This is a genomic window from Hydrogenophaga sp. FG152 (genome assembly GCF_057809615.1).
On record NZ_JBMDKH010000005.1, the window covers coordinates 1 to 16,778 of the forward strand.

General features: G+C 67.1%; 17 protein-coding genes. 13 read left to right on the forward strand and 4 right to left on the reverse strand.

Going from position 1 to position 16,778, the window contains the following annotated elements; translation table 11 throughout:
* Positions 1-256: 256 nt before the first annotated feature.
* Together fliD and ACODTB_RS07320 are read right to left on the reverse strand one after the other, a co-directional pair.
* On the reverse strand, positions 257-1,666 hold the full coding sequence (gene fliD / locus ACODTB_RS07315) for a flagellar filament capping protein FliD (protein ID WP_488929199.1): 1,410 nt from the start codon (positions 1,664-1,666) through the stop codon (positions 257-259).
* Between the two features lie 162 nt (positions 1,667-1,828).
* Positions 1,829-3,016, reverse strand: a complete 1,188-nt coding sequence (locus ACODTB_RS07320) for a flagellin (protein ID WP_488929200.1) — start codon at positions 3,014-3,016, stop codon at positions 1,829-1,831.
* Positions 3,017-3,563: 547 nt separating this feature from the next.
* Here ACODTB_RS07320 and flhD point away from each other — a divergent pair.
* The 11 genes from flhD (at position 3,564) to ACODTB_RS07375 (ending at position 14,455) form a co-directional block, all read left to right on the forward strand.
* On the forward strand, positions 3,564-3,899 hold the full coding sequence (flhD, locus tag ACODTB_RS07325) for a flagellar transcriptional regulator FlhD (protein WP_297403347.1): 336 nt from the start codon (positions 3,564-3,566) through the stop codon (positions 3,897-3,899).
* 59 nt (positions 3,900-3,958) lie between these two features.
* Complete coding sequence (flhC, locus tag ACODTB_RS07330) at positions 3,959-4,495, forward strand: flagellar transcriptional regulator FlhC (RefSeq protein ID WP_297403349.1); 537 nt, start codon at positions 3,959-3,961, stop codon at positions 4,493-4,495.
* Between the two features lie 242 nt (positions 4,496-4,737).
* Positions 4,738-5,595, forward strand: a complete 858-nt coding sequence (motA, locus tag ACODTB_RS07335) for a flagellar motor stator protein MotA (protein ID WP_382161755.1) — start codon at positions 4,738-4,740, stop codon at positions 5,593-5,595.
* Positions 5,596-5,709: 114 nt separating this feature from the next.
* Complete coding sequence (gene motB / locus ACODTB_RS07340; protein WP_488929201.1) at positions 5,710-6,813, forward strand: flagellar motor protein MotB; 1,104 nt, start codon at positions 5,710-5,712, stop codon at positions 6,811-6,813.
* Positions 6,814-6,860: 47 nt separating this feature from the next.
* Positions 6,861-7,247, forward strand: coding sequence for a chemotaxis response regulator CheY (cheY, locus tag ACODTB_RS07345; protein WP_382161749.1), 387 nt, complete (start codon positions 6,861-6,863; stop codon positions 7,245-7,247).
* Positions 7,248-7,259: 12 nt separating this feature from the next.
* The gene (locus ACODTB_RS07350) at positions 7,260-7,886 is read left to right on the forward strand and encodes a protein phosphatase CheZ (RefSeq protein WP_488929202.1); all 627 of its coding nucleotides are present in this window, start codon (positions 7,260-7,262) and stop codon (positions 7,884-7,886) included.
* A gap of 313 nt (positions 7,887-8,199) precedes the next feature.
* On the forward strand, positions 8,200-9,360 hold the full coding sequence (locus ACODTB_RS07355; protein WP_291112642.1) for an EscU/YscU/HrcU family type III secretion system export apparatus switch protein: 1,161 nt from the start codon (positions 8,200-8,202) through the stop codon (positions 9,358-9,360).
* Positions 9,357-11,432 (forward strand): flagellar biosynthesis protein FlhA, encoded by a 2,076-nt coding sequence (gene flhA / locus ACODTB_RS07360; protein ID WP_291112640.1) that lies wholly within the window; start codon positions 9,357-9,359, stop codon positions 11,430-11,432. The genes ACODTB_RS07355 and flhA overlap by 4 nt, the downstream gene beginning before the upstream one ends.
* On the forward strand, positions 11,429-12,946 hold the full coding sequence (gene flhF / locus ACODTB_RS07365; protein ID WP_291112638.1) for a flagellar biosynthesis GTPase FlhF: 1,518 nt from the start codon (positions 11,429-11,431) through the stop codon (positions 12,944-12,946). Before flhA ends, flhF begins: the two co-directional genes overlap by 4 nt.
* Positions 12,939-13,736 (forward strand): hypothetical protein, encoded by a 798-nt coding sequence (locus tag ACODTB_RS07370; RefSeq protein WP_291112636.1) that lies wholly within the window; start codon positions 12,939-12,941, stop codon positions 13,734-13,736. The genes flhF and ACODTB_RS07370 overlap by 8 nt, the downstream gene beginning before the upstream one ends.
* A gap of 2 nt (positions 13,737-13,738) precedes the next feature.
* Complete coding sequence (locus tag ACODTB_RS07375; protein WP_291112634.1) at positions 13,739-14,455, forward strand: RNA polymerase sigma factor FliA; 717 nt, start codon at positions 13,739-13,741, stop codon at positions 14,453-14,455.
* A 136-nt stretch (positions 14,456-14,591) separates the two neighbouring features.
* On the opposite strand, the gene ACODTB_RS07380 is transcribed toward ACODTB_RS07375, so the two are convergent.
* Positions 14,592-15,164 (reverse strand): putative glycolipid-binding domain-containing protein, encoded by a 573-nt coding sequence (locus tag ACODTB_RS07380; RefSeq protein WP_291112632.1) that lies wholly within the window; start codon positions 15,162-15,164, stop codon positions 14,592-14,594.
* Between the two features lie 134 nt (positions 15,165-15,298).
* Between ACODTB_RS07380 and ACODTB_RS07385 the strand changes: the two genes are divergently transcribed.
* Positions 15,299-15,670 carry an ankyrin repeat domain-containing protein gene (locus ACODTB_RS07385; RefSeq protein WP_488929203.1) on the forward strand — a complete coding sequence of 124 codons (372 nt, stop codon included), beginning with the start codon at positions 15,299-15,301 and terminating at the stop codon, positions 15,668-15,670.
* Between the two features lie 60 nt (positions 15,671-15,730).
* Entirely contained in the window at positions 15,731-16,369 is a 639-nt protein-coding gene (locus ACODTB_RS07390; RefSeq protein ID WP_488929204.1) for a LysE family translocator, read from the forward strand.
* A 4-nt stretch (positions 16,370-16,373) separates the two neighbouring features.
* On the opposite strand, the gene ACODTB_RS07395 is transcribed toward ACODTB_RS07390, so the two are convergent.
* Entirely contained in the window at positions 16,374-16,763 is a 390-nt protein-coding gene (locus ACODTB_RS07395; protein WP_291112626.1) for a VOC family protein, read from the reverse strand.
* Between the last annotated feature and the right edge of the window lie 15 nt (positions 16,764-16,778).

A 16,778-nucleotide genomic window follows, 5' to 3' on the forward strand; every position in this document is an offset into this window, starting at 1 on the left:
CCCAGGTTGCGCTGGGCGGTCATCGACATCACGTTCGTGTTGATGGTGGTCATGAGGAACTCCGGTTGAGAGGTTGGGCTGACTGCCCGGTTGCCCGGGCCACGAACCCATGGAGAAGTTCGTTGCAACCTATTTCGGTGCCTGTCACGTTTTCTTGAGGAATTCGACCCCGACCGCCCGCCGCCGCGAAAAAACGCACGAAAAAAAGCCCTGGTCGCATGAAGCGCCAGGGCATCCGTGGAGCGGACCCTTCAACTCAACCCGTGGATTTGTTCCACTGCGCGATCTGCTGGCTGACGAAAGCGTTGAGCGAGTTGAGCTGGCCCACCATCGCGTCCATCGCGTTGTACTGCTTGAGGTAACGCGATTCGGCGCGGACGGCGCGCTCGTTCACCTTTTCCTGTTCCTTGGTGTTGCGCTTGGCGGCTTCGCGCAGCGATTCGGAGCGCGAGGTCAGCGTGCCGCTGGCGCCCGCGAAACCTTCGGCGAAGGTCTTGAGCTTTTCGCCGAAGCCCTGTGCCGTGGGATCGATGTGGTCGGCGTTGAAGAGGTTTTGCACCGCCTGGGGGTTGTCCAGCGCCTTGCCCAGCTTGGTGCTGTCGACGCTCATCTTGCCGCCGGACTTGATCTCGATACCGATGTCGGCCAGCGTGGTGAATTCACCGCCGGGCGTGAACGAGCGCATCATGCCGCGCAGCGCGTTCTGCAGGCCCACGGCCGTGCTGTCGCCCTGCAGCGAGCCGGCCACCTTGGTGTCGGCGTTGTAGCCCGTGGTGCTGCTGAGCATGTCGTTGAGCGAGTTGTACGCATCGACGAAGGACTGGATGGTCTTGGTCATCGCCTCCTTGTCGTTGGTGATCGACACCTCGACCGGCGCGGTGGTGGTCTGGGAGAACTGCAGCGTGATGCCGGGCAGGCCGTCCTTGTAGGTGTTGCTGGCCGACTCGATGGCGATGCCGTTGATGGTGGCCAGGGCGTTCGCGCCGTGCGTGATCTGCACGCCCGAGGCCACGCCACCCTGCACCGCCAGGCGGGAGAGGCCGGCGGCGGGGTCGCCGTCGGCATCGGTCACCTGCATCTCGAAGCCCATGGCCTCGCCGGTTTCCTTGGAGCGCATCAGCAGGCGCTCGCCCGAGGCGTCGCGCAGCACGGTGGCGGTCACGCCCGAATCGGTGGCGTTGATCTTGGCCGCGATCGCCGTGAGGGTGTCCTCGCCGTCGGCGATCACGATGTCCACCGGGGTCTTGTCACCGGCTACGAAGGAGCCCGAACTCCAGTCGCCGAGCGTGATCTTCAGGCTGCCGGCGCCCATGGCCGTGTCTTTGGGCACCGCCAGCGTGGCCGTGGACTGCGCCCGGGCCAGCTGGGAGACCTCTACCGACATCGCGGTGGGCGCGGTGCCCGCCGTCACGGTGACGCCCACGGCGGCGGCCAGCGAAGAGCTGCCCTTGACGGCCTTGAAGGCGTTGGGGTCGGCCAGCTTGGTGCCGAGCTCGCCGAGCGAGTTCATCATCGACGTCAGGGTGCCGAAGAGCGAAATCTTGCTCTGGATCTTGGTGGCCTGCGTCTGCAGGCCCGCCAGCGGAGCGCGCTCGAGCGCGACCAGCTGGGAGACGATGGTTTCGATCGGGACGCCGCTGGCCATGCCGGTGGAGGTGATCGGCATGTCAGATCTCCGCGCCGGCGCGGGGCGCCTGCGTGTGGGTGGAAGCGGGTCGGTTCTTCATGTTCTGTTTCCTCCGGGATGTACGCACCACACGCCAGGGCATGCGGTCTGTGCATCCCGCAATCGCCGTTGGACACGGCGCATGCGGATGTGCGCGCCCGATCAGGAGCGCAGCAGCGAGAGCACCCCCTGGGGAATCTGGTTGGCCTGGGCCACCATGGCGGTGCCGGCCTGTTGCAGGATCTGGGCGCGCGAGAGGTTGGACGTTTCCTTGGCGAAGTCGGCATCGACGATGCGGCCGCGCGCGGCGGAGATGTTCTCGCCCGTGATCTGGATGTTGGCCACGGCGTTCTCGAAGCGGCTTTGCAGGGCGCCGAGGTCGGCGCGCGAGCTGTTGATTGCGTTGATGGCGTTGTCGATCACCTTCAGGGCGAGCTGCGAGTCGCCGAAGGAGTTGACGTTGATGTCTTCGACGAAGGAGTCGGCGGCGGCGGCGGTGGCCGCGCCAGCGCCGGTGGTGCCGGCGGCGAAGTTGCCGAAGTCGCCCGCCACGAGCGCGCGGTCGGAGAACACCTCGTAGCCGTCCATCACGCCAGCGGTGAACGTGGGGCGGGCGAAGACGCCGGTGTCGGAGGACTTGGCGTTGATCGCGTCCACCACCTGGCCGGCGCGCTGCGCCAGCGTGGTGGCTTCACCGATGGGGCCGAGGTTGACCGCGTTGCCGTTGGCGTCGTTGATGGAAAGGGGCGTGGCGCCACCGGCGGGGATGGCGGCCAGCACGGCGGGCGCCACCGGCGTGGCCGGCGGCACGATCTTGGCGGTGGTATGCACCGAGGTCTGGCCCAGCGCCTTGGAGTTGGAGTTGACGATGCTGTCGATCGAGATGCCTTCACCGGCGTTGGCGCCGACCTGGAAGGTGGCGTTGGCGAACGAGCCGTCGAGCAGCTTGGTGCCGTTGAACGAGGTGGTCTTGGCCACGCGGTCGATTTCCTGGCGCAGTTGCTGCACCTCGGCGTTGAGCGCGGTGCGGTCGCTGCCGTTGTTCGAGGCGTTGGCCGACTGCACGGCCAGTTCGCGCATGCGCTGCAGCATGTCGCCGACCTTGCCCAGGGCGCCTTCGGCGGTCTGCGCCAGCGAGATGCCGTCGTTGGCGTTGCGCGCGGCCACGTTGAGGCCACGCACCTGGGTGTTCATGCGTTCGGAAATCGCGAGGCCGGCGGCATCGTCTTTCGCGCTGTTCACGCGCAGGCCCGAAGACAGGCGCTGCATGGAAGTGGCCAACGAGCTGGCCGAGCTGCTCAGATTTCGCTGAGCATTCATCGACATCACGTTCGTGTTGATGGTGGTCATAACTAACTCCTGTAAATGGACTTGGAAAGTGAACCGGCTTCATGGGCATTGCTGCCCATCGCCGTGTCGACCCTTGCGGGCCTCCACCGTCGCTGCTCGCCGCCTTTGCTGGCCGGACGACGAACCCATTTGGAAGTTCGTTGAGTCAATTTCGGTGATGAGTGGAGATTCTTGAGGTTTGTCTGCAATCCAACCGGCGGATAAACCGGGCCGTTCGGCGCCAGTTCGTGGCTTTAAGGGGCTCCCCCCTGCGCCGCTTTGCGGCTTCCCCCCTCTGTGGCGCGCCTGCGGCGCTTCGAGGGGGGACGGCGTCTCGGGCCGGCGGAGCCGGACCCTTGACGCCTCTTGAGGGAGGCAGCTCCTCTCCTGCGTCGCCCCACAGGCAGGATCGTTTTGAGTACCAAGGTTGTAGGTGTTTGGATGACAAGGGGGTGCTGCGCGCCTGACGCAACGCACAGACATTTCCCGATTCAAGTTTTTTTACCGCTCGACACAATTCATACATCGGGCCAACAAACAGCGGCTCTCACTGAAAGAAGGAAACATCATGGACAGCGAACAACTCCTGGCAGAAATCCGCGAAGCCAACCTGACGTACCTCATGCTGGCGCAGAACCTGATCCGCAAGGACCGCGCCGAAGCCCTGTACCGCCTGGGCCTGACCGAAGAGGCCGCCGACCTGCTGGGCATGCTGTCCACCGCCCAACTGCTCAAGATCGCGTCCAGCAACATGCTGCTGTGCCGCTTCCGCGTTGACGACGACCTGGTGTGGAACCTGCTGACCAGCCACAACGTGAAGAAGGTGGACAACAGCACCACCACCCAGCTGCACGCCAGCATCCTCATGGCCGGCCGTTTCGCCGAGTCCATGGCCGCTCACTGAGCCGCGCTTCCCGCTTCCTTTCTTCTTCTTTCTGAACGTCTCATCTCCAGGAGCCCACCATGGCCGCAGGCAAGAGCATCCTCAACGAGTCGCGTGACATCGAGCGCGCTGTCGCCCTGATCCAGCTCGGCGCCCGCCTGCAGGTTCTGGAGTACGAAACCAGCCTGTCCTACGAGCGCCTGCTGCGCCTGTACAAGGAAGTCGCCGGCAAATCGCCGTCCAAGGGCCAGCTGCCTTTCTCGACCGACTGGTTCCTGACCTGGCAGCCCAACATCCACTCGTCGCTGTTCCTCAACATCCACGAGTACCTCTCCAAGACCAGCGAACTCGAAGAGATCGACACGGTCATCAAGGCCTTCCGCCTCTACAGCGAACAGATGCAGGCCAGCGCCATCGAGCCGCTGCTCTCCGTCACCCGCGCCTGGCGCCTGGTGAAGTTCGTCGACAACGGCATGCTCACGCTGACCAAGTGCTCCTGCTGCGGCGGCCACTTCGTCACCGAACCCTACGAAAACCGCCATTTCGTCTGCGGCCTGTGCCAGCCGCCGGCCCGCGCCGGCAAAGGCAGCGCCAACGGCGGCCTGAAGTTGCATTGATCGCCCCCCCGCGCCGCCTTCGGCGTCACCCCCCAGGGGGCAACACCTGCGGCCCGGCAAAGCCGGTTCCGCGGTGTTCTGGAAGAAGGCCGGCGCAGCTCAAACCTCGAAATGGACCCCGATGCGGGTCCATTTCGCGTTTATGGCCCGCTTCATTCCCACCTAGAGTTGACCGATAGAAAACACATTCCTCCAAGTCACGCGTGCGCCGGTGTGCCGCGTCCTCTTCCAGGCACAAGAACATGTTCGTCATCATTGGTTTCGTGGTTTCGATGGTCTGCATCTTCGGGGTATTCATATTCCACGGAGGCAACATCGGTGTCGTGCTCAAGGCGCTGCCTTTCGAGCTGACGACCATCCTGGGCGCCGCGCTGGGGGCTTTCCTCATCAACAACCAGATGAAGGTGGTCAAGGCCTCGTTCAAAGGCCTGGCCCAGTGCTTCAAGGGCAGCCGCTACACCAAGGCGCGCTACATGGAGCTGCTCGCGCTGCTGTTCGACATCCTGCAGAAGGCCCGCAAGGAAGGCCTGATGGCGATCGAGCAGGATGTGGAGAACCCGCACGACTCCGCACTGTTCAAGAAATACCCCACCATCTCGGCCGACCACCACGTGGTCGAGTTCATCACCGACTACCTGCGCATGATGGTCTCGGGCAACCTCAACGCGCACGAGATCGAGTCGCTGATGGACGCCGAGATCGAAACCCACCACCAGGAAGCGCACGCCCCGGTGGCCGCCATCGGCCGCCTGGCCGGCGGCCTGCCGGCCTTCGGCATCGTGGCCGCCGTGCTGGGCGTGGTGAACACCATGGGCTCGGTTGGCCAGCCGCCCGCCGTGCTCGGCGCCATGATCGGTTCGGCCCTGGTCGGCACCTTCCTCGGCATCTTGCTGGCATACGGCGTGTTCGAACCGCTCGGCGGCCTGCTGGACCAGAAGATGGAAGAGGGCAGCAAGGAGCTGCTGTGCGTCAAGACCACGCTGCTCTCCAGCATGCAGGGTTATGCGCCGCTGACCGCGATCGAGTTCGGCCGCAAGGTGCTGTTCGCCGACGTGCGGCCGACCTTCGCCGAGCTCGAGACGCATGTGAAGAAGAAGTAACCATGCAACGCGAGCAGACACGCCATTCCAGGGCGCCGCGGAACCGGCTTTGCCGGGCCGCCAGCGCCGCCCCCTTGAGGGGGTCGCGCGCAGCGCGGCAGGGGGGAGCTCCATATGGCCGGTGATGGAAAAAAGCTCCAGCCCATCATCATCAAGCGCATCAAGAAGGGCGGCCATGCAGCCCATGGTGGCGCCTGGAAGATCGCCTACGCCGACTTCGTGACCGCGATGATGGCCTTCTTCCTGCTCATGTGGCTGCTGGGCTCCACGGCCAAAGGCGAGCTGCAGGGCATCGCGAGCTATTTCCAGTCGCCGGTGAAGGTCTCGCTCATGGGCGGCCCTGGCACCGGCAACAGCAGCAGCATCCTGCCCGGCGGTGGGCGCGACCTGAGCAAGTCCTTCGGCCAGATGGACAGCGGCGAGGCCGAGCGCGCGGCCAAGCTCATCGGCGCCCAGATGGCGCGTGCCGACTCGATGCGCCGCGACGCCGCGCGCATCGACGCGCTGGAGCGCAAGATCACCACGCTGATCGAGAAGAACCCCAAGCTCTCGGAGTTCGGTTCGCAGATCCAGCTGGAGAAAACCCTCGACGGCCTGCACATCCAGATCGTGGACCAGCAGAACCGGCCCATGTTCGACACCGGCAGCGCGCTGGTGAAACCCTACATGCGCGACATCCTGCGCGAGATCGGCGCGGCGCTGGGCGACGTGGAGAACCGCATCGCCCTGGCCGGCCACACCGACGCCACGCCCTACGGCAGCGGCGAGCGCGGCTACAGCAACTGGGAACTCTCGGCCGACCGGGCCAACGCCTCGCGCCGCGAATTGGTGGCCGGCGGCCTGCCGCAGGACAAGCTGCGCCGGGTGGAAGGCCTGGCCTCCAGCCGCCTGCTGCGCGAAGACCTGCCCACCGACCCGATCAACCGCCGCATCAGCATCGTCGTGATGACGCAGGAGGCCGAAGACCGCCTGCTGCCCCGCTCGTCGCCCACGCCCGTGATGCCCATGCTCGAACCCGCGCCGCCGCCGATACCCACTGCGGCCGCCAGGCCCCAGAGTGCCCCCCGCGCGGCCGCCCAGCCGGCCGCCGCCGGCGCCGCGCCGGACGTGCCCGCCGTGCCCGCCGTGCCCGTGAAGACCGCCGAGCCCGTCATTGCGCTGCCCACGCTTCAGATTTCCGGGCAAGTGACGAAATCTCCTTCACAGAGCGGTGGCTGACGCGGCCGGCTCCTCTTCCTTGATCCTTTCCTCCCACGGAGGCTTTCATGTCCACCCCGATGAAATTCCTGATCGTTGACGACTTCTCCACCATGCGCCGCATCGTGCGCAACCTGCTCAAGGAGATCGGGCACGCCGACGCCGACGAGGCCGAAGACGGCGCGATCGCGCTGAGCAAGCTGCGCAACGGCGGCTTCAACTTCGTGGTGTCGGACATCAACATGCCCAACATGAACGGCTTCGAGTTGCTGGCCCAGATCAAGCAGGACGAGAAGCTCAAGCACCTGCCGGTGCTGATGGTGACCGCCGAGGCGCGCAAGGAAGACATCGTGATGGCGGCGCAGAACGGTGCCGCCGGCTACATCGTCAAGCCCTTCACCAAGGCCACCCTGGAAGAAAAGCTCGCGAACATCTTCAAGAAGCTCGGCATCTGAGAGGGCCGCACCATGAATCAAAAACAAGAAGAGGCGGCGTCGGGCAACCCCGACATGTTCCGCCAACTCGGTTCGATCACGCGGCAGCTGCACGATGCGCTCAAGGAGCTGGGCTACACCGACAAGCTCAAAGGCACGGTGGACCAGCTGCCCGACGCGCAGAGCCGCCTGTCCTACATCGCGCGCCTGACGGGCGAGGCGGCTGAAAAGGTGCTCAACCACGTGGACGAAGGCAAGGCCGAGCAGGCGAAGATCGCCGAACGCGGTCGCCAGCTGGCCGACACCATCTCCCGCGTCCCCGGCCTGGCCCGCGCCATGCCCGAGCTGCTGGAATGGTCGAAAGACATCGTCGAGCTGAGCGACAAGTCCGACGCGCGCCTGACCGACATCATGATGGCGCAGGACTTCCACGACCTCACCGGCCAGGTGATCGGCCGCGTGGTCCAGCTCGCCGGCACCATCGAAGAACAGTTGCTGGGCCTGCTGCTGCAATCGGCCCCTGGCGGCCAGCCCGGCCAGGACCACGCGCTCGTGGACCAGCCCGCCCTGGCCGGCCCGGTGGTCAACGCCGAAGGCCGCACCGACGTGGTGAGCGACCAGGCGCAAGTGGACGATCTACTGGCAAGTTTGGGGTTTTGACCCCCGCGGCGCTTCGCGCCACCCCCTTTCAGGGGGCAATGCCAGTGGCCCGGCAAAGCCGGTTCCACGGCATTTCTGGAAAAGCCCTCGTTGGCACGCCACTGGCTCGGGGAGGCCGGGCGTTCTGCGCAGCGGGGTAAAGGCGGAGGCGGCACCAGCCGCCGGGGGACACCCGCGGAGCAGAGCGCCCGGCATCCCCGATGCCCGCGAAAGGTGACCAAAGAGAAAAGCGCCACCGAAGCGCGTCTTATCGCCCTTTAGTTTTTCCTGGCGGATTCCAGAATCGGATTCACCGATCGTGTGAACCCGCCCCATGGACTCTTCCGCCCAAGACAAGAACCTGCCAGCCACCGCGCAGCGCCTGAAAAAGGCGCGCGACGACGGCCAGGTGCCGCGTTCCAAGGACCTGTCCAACCTCGCCGTGCTCGGCGGCGGCGCCCTCATCCTGCTTGCGCTCGCCCCCGTCGGTTTCGAAAAACTGCGCAGCGCCCTGCAAGGCCAGCTGCGCTTCGACCACCAGACCCTGCTCAAACCCGAACTCGCCACCGAACGCCTGGTGGACGGCTTCGCGCAAGGCCTCCTGCTCTACCTGCCGCTGGGCGTGGCCGTGCTGGCCCTTGTGCTTTTCACGGCCTTCGCCTCCGGCAGCTGGGCCCTGAGCACCAAACCCCTGGTGCCCGACCTCAGCCGTCTCAACCCGCTCAAGGGCATCGGCCGCCTCTTCACCAAGCAGCAGCTCTTCGACACCGCCAAGCTCGCCGCCATCTCCGCCATCGTCGGGCTGGTGGCCTGGCAGTTCCTCTCGTCCCACGTGCAGGACTTCGCCATGCTGGTGATGCAGCCGCTCGAGTCGGGCCTGGGCCAGCTCGGCCACTGGCTCATGCTCGGTGTGGGCCTGCTGCTGATGGTGGTGGCGCTGGTCGCGGTGATCGACTTTCCCGCGCAGAAATTCCTGCACGCGCAGCGCATGCGCATGTCGCACCAGGAAGTGAAACAGGAACACAAGGAAGCCGAAGGCGATCCGCACTTCAAGTCCAAGCGCCGCGCGATGCAGCGCGAGATGGCCCAGCGCAACAGCGTGGGCGCCGTGCCCAAGGCCGACCTGGTGGTCATGAACCCGACCCACTACGCCGTGGCCATCCGCTACGACGACGCCAGCATGAACGCCCCGCGCGTGATCGCCAAGGGCGCCGACCTGCTGGCCTTGAAGATCCGCGACGTGGCCAAGGCCCACAAGGTGCCGGTGCTGCAGTCGCCCATGCTGGCGCGCGCGCTGTATGCCCACGCCGAGATCGACGACGAGATTCCTTCGGCGCTCTACACCGCCGTGGCCCAGGTGCTGGCCTACGTGTACCAGCTCAAGGCCGCCATGAAGGGCCAGGGCGCCATGCCCGCCGCGCAGCCCGAACCCCTGGTGCCGCCCGAGCTCGATCCGCACTTCAAGAAAACCCCCGCCAAAGAGGCCTCTGAATGAACCTGCAAGCGCTGCAGCAATGGTTGAACCGCAACGCCAGCTGGGCCGGCGGCCTGGCCGCGCCCATGCTGGTCATCACCATCCTGTCGATGATGGTGCTGCCGCTGCCGCCCTGGCTGCTGGACACCTTCTTCACGCTCAACATCGCGCTGGCGCTGGTGGTGATGATGGTGGCGGCCTACATGAAGCGCCCGCTGGACTTCTCGGTGTTCCCCACCGTGCTGCTGCTCACCACGCTGCTGCGCCTCTCGCTCAACGTGGCCTCCACCCGCGTGGTGCTGCTCGAAGGCCACACCGGCCCGGGCGCGGCCGGCGCGGTGATCGAGGCCTTCGGCCACTTCCTGATCGGCGGCAACTTCGCGGTCGGTTTCATCGTCTTCGCGATCCTGGTGGTGATCAACTTCGTGGTGATCACCAAGGGCTCGGAGCGCATCGCCGAGGTCTCGGCCCGCTTCACTCTGGACGCCATGCCGGGCAAGCAGATGGCGATCGACGCCGACCTCAACGCCGGCCTGATCGACGACAAGGAGGCCAAGCGCCGCCGCCGCGAAGTGGGCGAGGAAGCCGAGTTCTTCGGCTCCATGGACGGTGCCTCCAAGTTCGTGCGCGGCGACGCCATTGCCGGCATCCTGATCCTGTTCATCAACATCATCGGTGGCTTCATCATCGGTGTGCTGCAGCACGGCCTGTCGGCCGGCCAGGCGGCGGACAACTACATCCTGCTGGCCGTCGGTGACGCGCTGGTGGCGCAGATTCCCTCGCTGCTGATCTCGGTGGCCGCGGCCATGGTGGTCTCGCGCGTGGGCAAGGACGAAGACCTGGGCGTGCAGGTGATGGAGCAGATGTTCCTCTCGCCCAAGGTGCTGGGCATCACCGCCGCCGTGCTGTTCATGCTGGGCGTCGTGCCGGGCATGCCGCACCTGGTGTTCCTGAGCTTCGCGGCCATCGCCGGGGGCCTGGCCTACTGGGTGGCGCGCGAGCAGGCCAAGCCCGCGCCCGAACCGCAAGCGCCGGCCGTGCAGGGCGACGGCGAAGCCACCTGGGATGACCTGCAGCCGGTCGATCTGCTGGGCCTGGAGCTGGGTTACCGCCTGATCGCCATGGTGGACAAGACCCGCCAGGGCGACCTGCTCACCCGCATCAAGGGCGTGCGCAAGAAGTTCGCGCAGGAAGTCGGTTTCCTGCCGCCCGCGGTGCACGTGCGCGACAACCTGGAGCTGCGCCCCAGCGCCTACCGCATCACCCTGCGCGGCGTGGTGGTGGGTGAGGGCGAGGTGTTCCCCGGCATGTTCCTGGCAATCGATCCGGGTGGCATCGGCACGCCGTTGATCGGCACGCCCACCACCGACCCGGCGTTTGGCCTGCCCGCGCACTGGATCGACGAAAAGCAGCGCGAGAACGCGCAAATGGCCGGTTTTACCGTGGTTGATTCCGAGACCGTGCTGGCCACGCATCTTTCACACTTGATGCAAGTCCAGGCGGCCAAGTTGCTGAGCCGGACGGAGACCCAGGACCTGGTTGAACACGTCACCCGCCTGGCCCCCAAACTGATCGAAGAAGTCGTGCCCAAAATGGTCCCGGTTGCCACCTTCCAGAAAGTCCTCCAGCTGCTGCTGGAAGAGTCTGTGCATGTGCGCGACATCCGCACCATCATCGAATCGCTGGCCGAGCACGCCCCCCACACCACCGACCCGGCCGAGCTGGCCCGCCGCGTGCGCATGGCGCTCTCGCCGGCCATCGTGCAGCAGATCTACGGCCCGGTGAAGGAGCTCGAAGTGATTGCCATCGAGCCCGGCCTGGAGCGCCTGCTGATGCAGGCCCTCTCGGGCAGCGCCAACGGCGCGCTGGACCCGGGCGTGGCCGAGATGCTGAGCAAATCCGCCACCGACATCGCCAACCGCCAGGAAGAGAAGGGCGTGCCCGCCTGCCTGCTGGTGCCCGACGCCATCCGCAACGCCATGTCCCGCCTGCTGCGCCGCGCCGCGCCGCGCCTGCAGGTCCTGGCGCACAGCGAAATACCTGAAACCCACCTGATCCGCATCGGCCCGATCCTTGGAGAACTTGCAGCATGAACATCCAACGCTTCATTGCCCCCACGTCCCGCGAAGCCATGAACAAGGCGCGCAAGACCTTTGGCGACAGCGCCGTGATCCTCTCCACCCGCAACACCGCTGAAGGTTTCGAGGTGATGGCCGCCGCCGAGGAAAGCCTGGCTTCGCTGGCCGATCACGCGAACGCCGCGCCGGCCGCTGCCGCGCCCGCCCGTCCCAAGGCCTCCACCAGCGCTTCGCTGGCCGCGCCGCAGTCGGTGCAGAGCGACACCGAAACGCTGGCGATGAGCACGCTGTCGTTCCAGGACTATGTGCGCGAACGCATGCTGCGCAAGCGCCGTGAGTCGCTGCACGGCACGCCCGCCGCAGCCGCCGAAACCGCAGCGCCCGCCATCGAGCGCCGCGCGCCGGCCCCGGTCGCCGCGCCGCAGATCGTCGCCCGGCCCGAGCCGATCGAGGTGCCGGTGCAGCGCTTCAACCAGCCCGAATCCATGGTGGCGCGCAAGCCCGCCCCGATCCGCACCCGTTCCAGCGAGCCGGCGTGGGAAGACTCGCAGCCGCCGTCCACGCGCTTCCCCAGCCACGACGACAGCCGCATGGCGGTCGAGCTCTCGGCGCTCAAGGACATGATCGAAGAGCGCTTCAACACCCTGGCCTGGCTCGGCTCGTCCAAGCAGAACCCGATCCAGTCCAACCTGATGCTCAAGATGATCCGCGCCGGCTACTCGCCCGCGATGTCGCGCGCCGTGCTCGAGCGCGTGCCGGCCGAGGCCAATGCCGCCGAAGCGGTGCGCTGGCTGATGGATGTGATCACCCGCAACCTCAAGGTCGCCACGCCCGGCGCCGGCCTGTGCGACGAAGGCGGCGTGGTCTCGCTGGTGGGTGCCACCGGCGTGGGCAAGACCACCACCGCCGCCAAGCTGGCCGCGCAGTGTGTCAAGCAATACGGCGCCGGCAGCGTGGGCCTGATCACGCTGGACACCTACCGCGTCTCCGGCTTCGAGCAGCTGCGCGCCTTCGGCCGCATGCTGGGCGTCGTGGCCCACCTGGCGCACGACCGCGCCGCGCTCAAGGACCTGCTCAACCTGCTGGGCAACAAGCGCCTGGTGATCATCGACACCGCCGGCCTGGGCCAGCGCGACCAGCGCATCCAGGACATGCTGGACGTGCTCGACATCCCCAAGGTCAAGAAGACCCTGGTGCTCAACGCCGGCTCGCAAGGTGACACGCTGGACGAGGTGCTGACCTCGTTCAAAGCGAGCTCGCTGCACGGTGTGGTGCTCTCCAAGGTGGACGAAGCCGTCAAGCTCGGCCCGTCGCTGGACGCGCTGATCCGCCACCAGGTGGTGCTGCGCGGCGTGGCCAACGGCCAGCGCGTGCCCGAAGACTGGCAGAACGCCGATGCCGCCGCGCTGGTGCGCCTGTCCATGGGCACGCAGGGCAAGTCGGCCTACGACCCGCAACCCACCGACATGGGTTTCTTCTTTGCCCAGGCCTCCGGCCGCGGCATCGACCTGGGGGCGGCCCATGTTTGAACCCGGCTTCGACCAGGCCGCCGGTTTGCGGGGCGAACCGCCCGTGGGCGGGCCGGTGCTGGTGCCGGTGTCCAGCCCGGCGCAGCCCGCGCGCGCCTACGAATGGCTCTGCACGCTGGCCACCGCGCTCACGGCCGAAGGCCGGGCGGTGGTGATCGTCGATGGCACGGCCACCGAAGCCCGCAGCCGCGACCGCCACGACGGCGCCCACCTGGGCCTGATGCGCGTGCTGCAAGACCCCTCCATCGCTCACCTGGAACACCCCCTGGATGGCGCCGACTGGCTTGTGATGCCCGGCGCCGCCGGCCTGCAGGCCTTGCAGGAAACCGCGCAGGCCGCGGGCAGCCAGGTCGCGCTCTCGCGCCTGCTGACGCCGTTCGCCTCGGGCGCGGTGGTGCTGCTGTTCGCGCCCGCCTTCTCGCTGGCCGGTTTGCTGCACGGCCTGGGTGCCCGCGCGCTGGTGCCCGTGATCGAACAACCGCAGTCCAGCATCGACGCCTACGGCGCGGTCAAGCTGCTGGACGCGGCCGGCCTGGCGCCGGTGCTCGCCCCGCTGGCCTCTGGCGCGCCCGCCGCGCTGCAGACCGTGGTGCACACGGTGATCGACACCGCGCAGCGCCACCTCGGCCTGTCGCTGGACAGCTGGCCCGTGGCCACCTGGGCCCTGCGCGCGCAGGAAAGCGCGATCGAGCGGCCCCGCCCGACCCATGCGCACGGCTACCACGGCCTGGTGCCCGGCGCCTCGCGCACCGGCCGCTCCACGGCCGCCGCCCCTTCTCTCTGGAGCTGAAGATGTACACCGCCAAAGGCACCCTCAACCGGGACGACCAGTTGCGCAAATACAGCCCGCTGGTGCGCCGCCTCGCTCACCACATGATCGCCAAGCTGCCGCCCAGCGTGGAGCTCGACGACCTGATCCAGGTCGGCATGATCGGCCTGACCGAAGCCATCGCGCGCTTCGAGCCCACCCAGGGCGTGCAGTTCGAGACCTTCGCCAGCCAGCGCATCCGCGGCGCGATGATCGACGAATTGCGCGAGGGCGACTGGATGTCGCGCGGCTCGCGCAAGAGCCAGAAAGACATCGAGCAGGCCGTGCACCGCCTGCAGCAGAAGCTGCACCGCGTGCCCAAGGAAAGCGAGATCGCCGCCGAGATGGGCATGAGCCTGGCCGACTACCAGCACCTGCTGGCCAAGGTGCGCGGCACCCAGCTCGTGTACCTGGAGGACATCAGCGGCAACAGCGACGACGAAGACGGCTTCCTGGACCGCCACATGGGCGACCACGAGGCCGACCCCTCGGCCGTGCTGCAGGACCACCGCATGCGCACCGCCCTGGTGGCCGCCATCAAGGTGCTGCCCGAGCGCGAGCAGCAGATCATGTCGATGTACTACGAGCACGACATGAACCTGAAGGAAATCGCGGCCGTGCTGGGCGTGACCGAATCGCGCATCTGCCAGCTGCACAGCCAGTCGATCGCGCGCCTGCGCTCCAAGCTGCGCGCGCATTGACAGGAACACCCCCCTGCGCCGCTGGCGCGGCTTCCCCCCTCCGTGGCGCGCCTTCGGCGCTTCGAGGGGGGACGGCGTCTTGGGCCGGCGGAGCCGGACCCTCGACGCCTCTGGCTGGTGTCGCGCCGGCAATGCCTTAGATGCGTGTGAACAGACCTGGGTAGTCGAGCACGATGCCGTCTTCGTCCACCGGCAAATCCACCTGGAAACCGCTGCCGTCCAGGCTCTCGAAGCGGTAGAGCCGCTCGGCCAACCTGGTGTAGGCCTGGGGCTTGGCCTGTACGGTGAGCTCGGGGGCGTTCACCCAGGCCATGCGGAATTCGCGGCGCTCACCCACGGCCATCGGCTCGCGCCGGATCGGAAAGCTGTTGGTGAAGGGCGTGGGCCAGATGTCGATGTCCAGGCAGCCTTCCAGCTCCCGCAGCGCGCGGTTGTGGCCATCGCGCCAATGGCCCTGGCCGTCGGTGCGCAGGCTCAGCGCGCGCGAGGCCTGGTCGGTGTCTACCAGCAGGTCGGCCTGGCGCAGGTGCCACGACCGCCCCCAGGCCAGCCGGTAGCTGAGCCGGAACGGGCCGCTGGCTTCATCGAAGGCCAGCACCACCGCGCTGGCTTCGTTGTCCGACAGCAGCAGGTGTTCCATGCCCAGGCCCTCGCGGGCCGGGTTCCAGGTGGGTTGCCAGCAGAGGGTGCGGGTGTCGGTGCGGGCCATGGGAAAGGTCTATGGCGCCAGCCAAAGGGCGGCAAGGGTTTGTTTCATGGTCATGGCGCAGACCTCCGGTTATGGTGCAGGGCCTTGCCGGCATGCCGGCAGGCGGTCAACGATTGAAGCACGAAGGAGACGGGATGTCGGGTGGTGACTGGAAAGAGCTGTTCAAGGCGGCCTGCGAGGGCCATATCGAGCTGGTGCGCTACCACGCGCGCAATGGCGTGGACCTGAACTACGCGCACCCGGAGTTCCTCTCCACGCCGCTGGTGGCCTGCATCCTGGAGCGGCAGGAGGTGGTGGCCGGTTTGCTGCTGGACCACGGCGCCGATCCGCTGCTGCACTCCGAATTCGACAACCTCACGCCGGTGCAGGCCGCGCGTCAGGTGGGTCTGGGGGCGCTGGAGGCACGGCTGCGCGCGATGGGCGCGCCGGATCCCGTCGTGCGAACGCCGCGAAGAGGCGGCTGGCTCGCGCTTTTACTGGGGCGCTGGTTCTGGTGGGCGAGGTGAGCATGGGGTTGTTCGGCCTGGCCTAGGATGTGGGATCCCCACCCCACCGAGGCTTTTTTCATGGTTCCCCTGAACGACTGGCTGCTCTTTGCCGGCGCGGCCCTGCTGATGGCGCTGACGCCCGGCCCCAACATGGTCTATCTGATCTCGCGCTCGATCTGCCAGGGGCGACGGGCCGGCGTGATCTCGCTGTTCGGCGTGGTGGCCGGCTTTCTGGTGCACATGTTCACCGCCGCGGTGGGCCTCACAGCGCTGTTCATGGCCGTGCCTTTGGCCTACGAGATCCTGAAGTGGGCCGGCGCGGCCTACCTGCTGTACCTGGCCTGGCAGGCGGTCAAGCCGGGCGCGCGCTCGCCCTTCGAGGCGCGCGACCTGCCGCAGGACTCGCCGCGCAAGCTGCTCGCCATGGGCTTTCTCACCAACCTGCTCAACCCCAAGATCGCGGTGTTCTACCTCGCGATCTTTCCGCAGTTCGTCTCGCCCGAGCATGGCTCGGTGTTCGTGCAGAGCGTGGTGCTGGGGCTGACCCAGATCGTGTTCAGTTTCAGCGTCAACCTGAGCATCGCCCTGTCGGCAGCGAAGCTGGCGCGCTGGTTCCAGCACAACCGCCGCTGGCTGGCGGTGCAGCGCTACGTGATGGGCGGTGTGTTGGCCGCGCTGGCGGTGCGGCTGGCCGCCGAGCAGCGCCGCGTGGCCTGAAGATTCAGCGCGCGTCGCGCGCGTAACTCACGGTGAGCATTTCCCACTGGTGGCCGTCGGGCTGGTTCCAGTAGACGATGCGCCCGCCGTGGGCCGTGTCCACCTTCGAATCGACCGGCCCGTGCACCAGGCTGCGGTAGGGGATGCCGGCGGCCTGAAGGCGCGCGAGGATGGCGTCGAACGCGTCCTCGCTCACGCGAAACGCGAAGTGGATGGGTGGCACGGGCCCATCCCACTGATCGAAGTCGAGGGTCAGGCCGTCGTTGACATAAACCGGTGCGAATGGCCCGATGCCGCTGGTGGACCAGGGCACGCCGAGCAGCTCGGCGAGTTGCCGCGCGGCGGCGATCTTGTCGCGGGACGGCACGAGCAGGTGATCGAGTTGAATGTTCATCGCGATGCCGCCGTG

Excerpts from the sequence above, each read along its gene's own strand:
- cheY (WP_382161749.1), top strand. The coding sequence starts at position 6,861 with ATGTCCACCCCGATGAAATTCCTGATCGTTGACGACTTCTCCACCATG.
- motA (WP_382161755.1), top strand. The coding sequence starts at position 4,738 with ATGTTCGTCATCATTGGTTTCGTGGTTTCGATGGTCTGCATCTTCGGG.
- ACODTB_RS07390 (WP_488929204.1), top strand. The coding sequence starts at position 15,731 with ATGGTTCCCCTGAACGACTGGCTGCTCTTTGCCGGCGCGGCCCTGCTG.
- ACODTB_RS07320 (WP_488929200.1), bottom strand. The coding sequence starts at position 3,016 with ATGACCACCATCAACACGAACGTGATGTCGATGAATGCTCAGCGAAAT.
- ACODTB_RS07350 (WP_488929202.1), top strand. The coding sequence starts at position 7,260 with ATGAATCAAAAACAAGAAGAGGCGGCGTCGGGCAACCCCGACATGTTC.
- ACODTB_RS07385 (WP_488929203.1), top strand. The coding sequence starts at position 15,299 with ATGTCGGGTGGTGACTGGAAAGAGCTGTTCAAGGCGGCCTGCGAGGGC.
- ACODTB_RS07375 (WP_291112634.1), top strand. The coding sequence starts at position 13,739 with ATGTACACCGCCAAAGGCACCCTCAACCGGGACGACCAGTTGCGCAAA.
- ACODTB_RS07380 (WP_291112632.1), bottom strand. The coding sequence starts at position 15,164 with ATGGCCCGCACCGACACCCGCACCCTCTGCTGGCAACCCACCTGGAAC.
- flhD (WP_297403347.1), top strand. The coding sequence starts at position 3,564 with ATGGACAGCGAACAACTCCTGGCAGAAATCCGCGAAGCCAACCTGACG.
- flhF (WP_291112638.1), top strand. The coding sequence starts at position 11,429 with ATGAACATCCAACGCTTCATTGCCCCCACGTCCCGCGAAGCCATGAAC.
- motB (WP_488929201.1), top strand. The coding sequence starts at position 5,710 with ATGGCCGGTGATGGAAAAAAGCTCCAGCCCATCATCATCAAGCGCATC.
- flhC (WP_297403349.1), top strand. The coding sequence starts at position 3,959 with ATGGCCGCAGGCAAGAGCATCCTCAACGAGTCGCGTGACATCGAGCGC.
- fliD (WP_488929199.1), bottom strand. The coding sequence starts at position 1,666 with ATGCCGATCACCTCCACCGGCATGGCCAGCGGCGTCCCGATCGAAACC.
- flhA (WP_291112640.1), top strand. The coding sequence starts at position 9,357 with ATGAACCTGCAAGCGCTGCAGCAATGGTTGAACCGCAACGCCAGCTGG.
- ACODTB_RS07355 (WP_291112642.1), top strand. The coding sequence starts at position 8,200 with ATGGACTCTTCCGCCCAAGACAAGAACCTGCCAGCCACCGCGCAGCGC.
- ACODTB_RS07370 (WP_291112636.1), top strand. The coding sequence starts at position 12,939 with ATGTTTGAACCCGGCTTCGACCAGGCCGCCGGTTTGCGGGGCGAACCG.
- ACODTB_RS07395 (WP_291112626.1), bottom strand. The coding sequence starts at position 16,763 with ATGAACATTCAACTCGATCACCTGCTCGTGCCGTCCCGCGACAAGATC.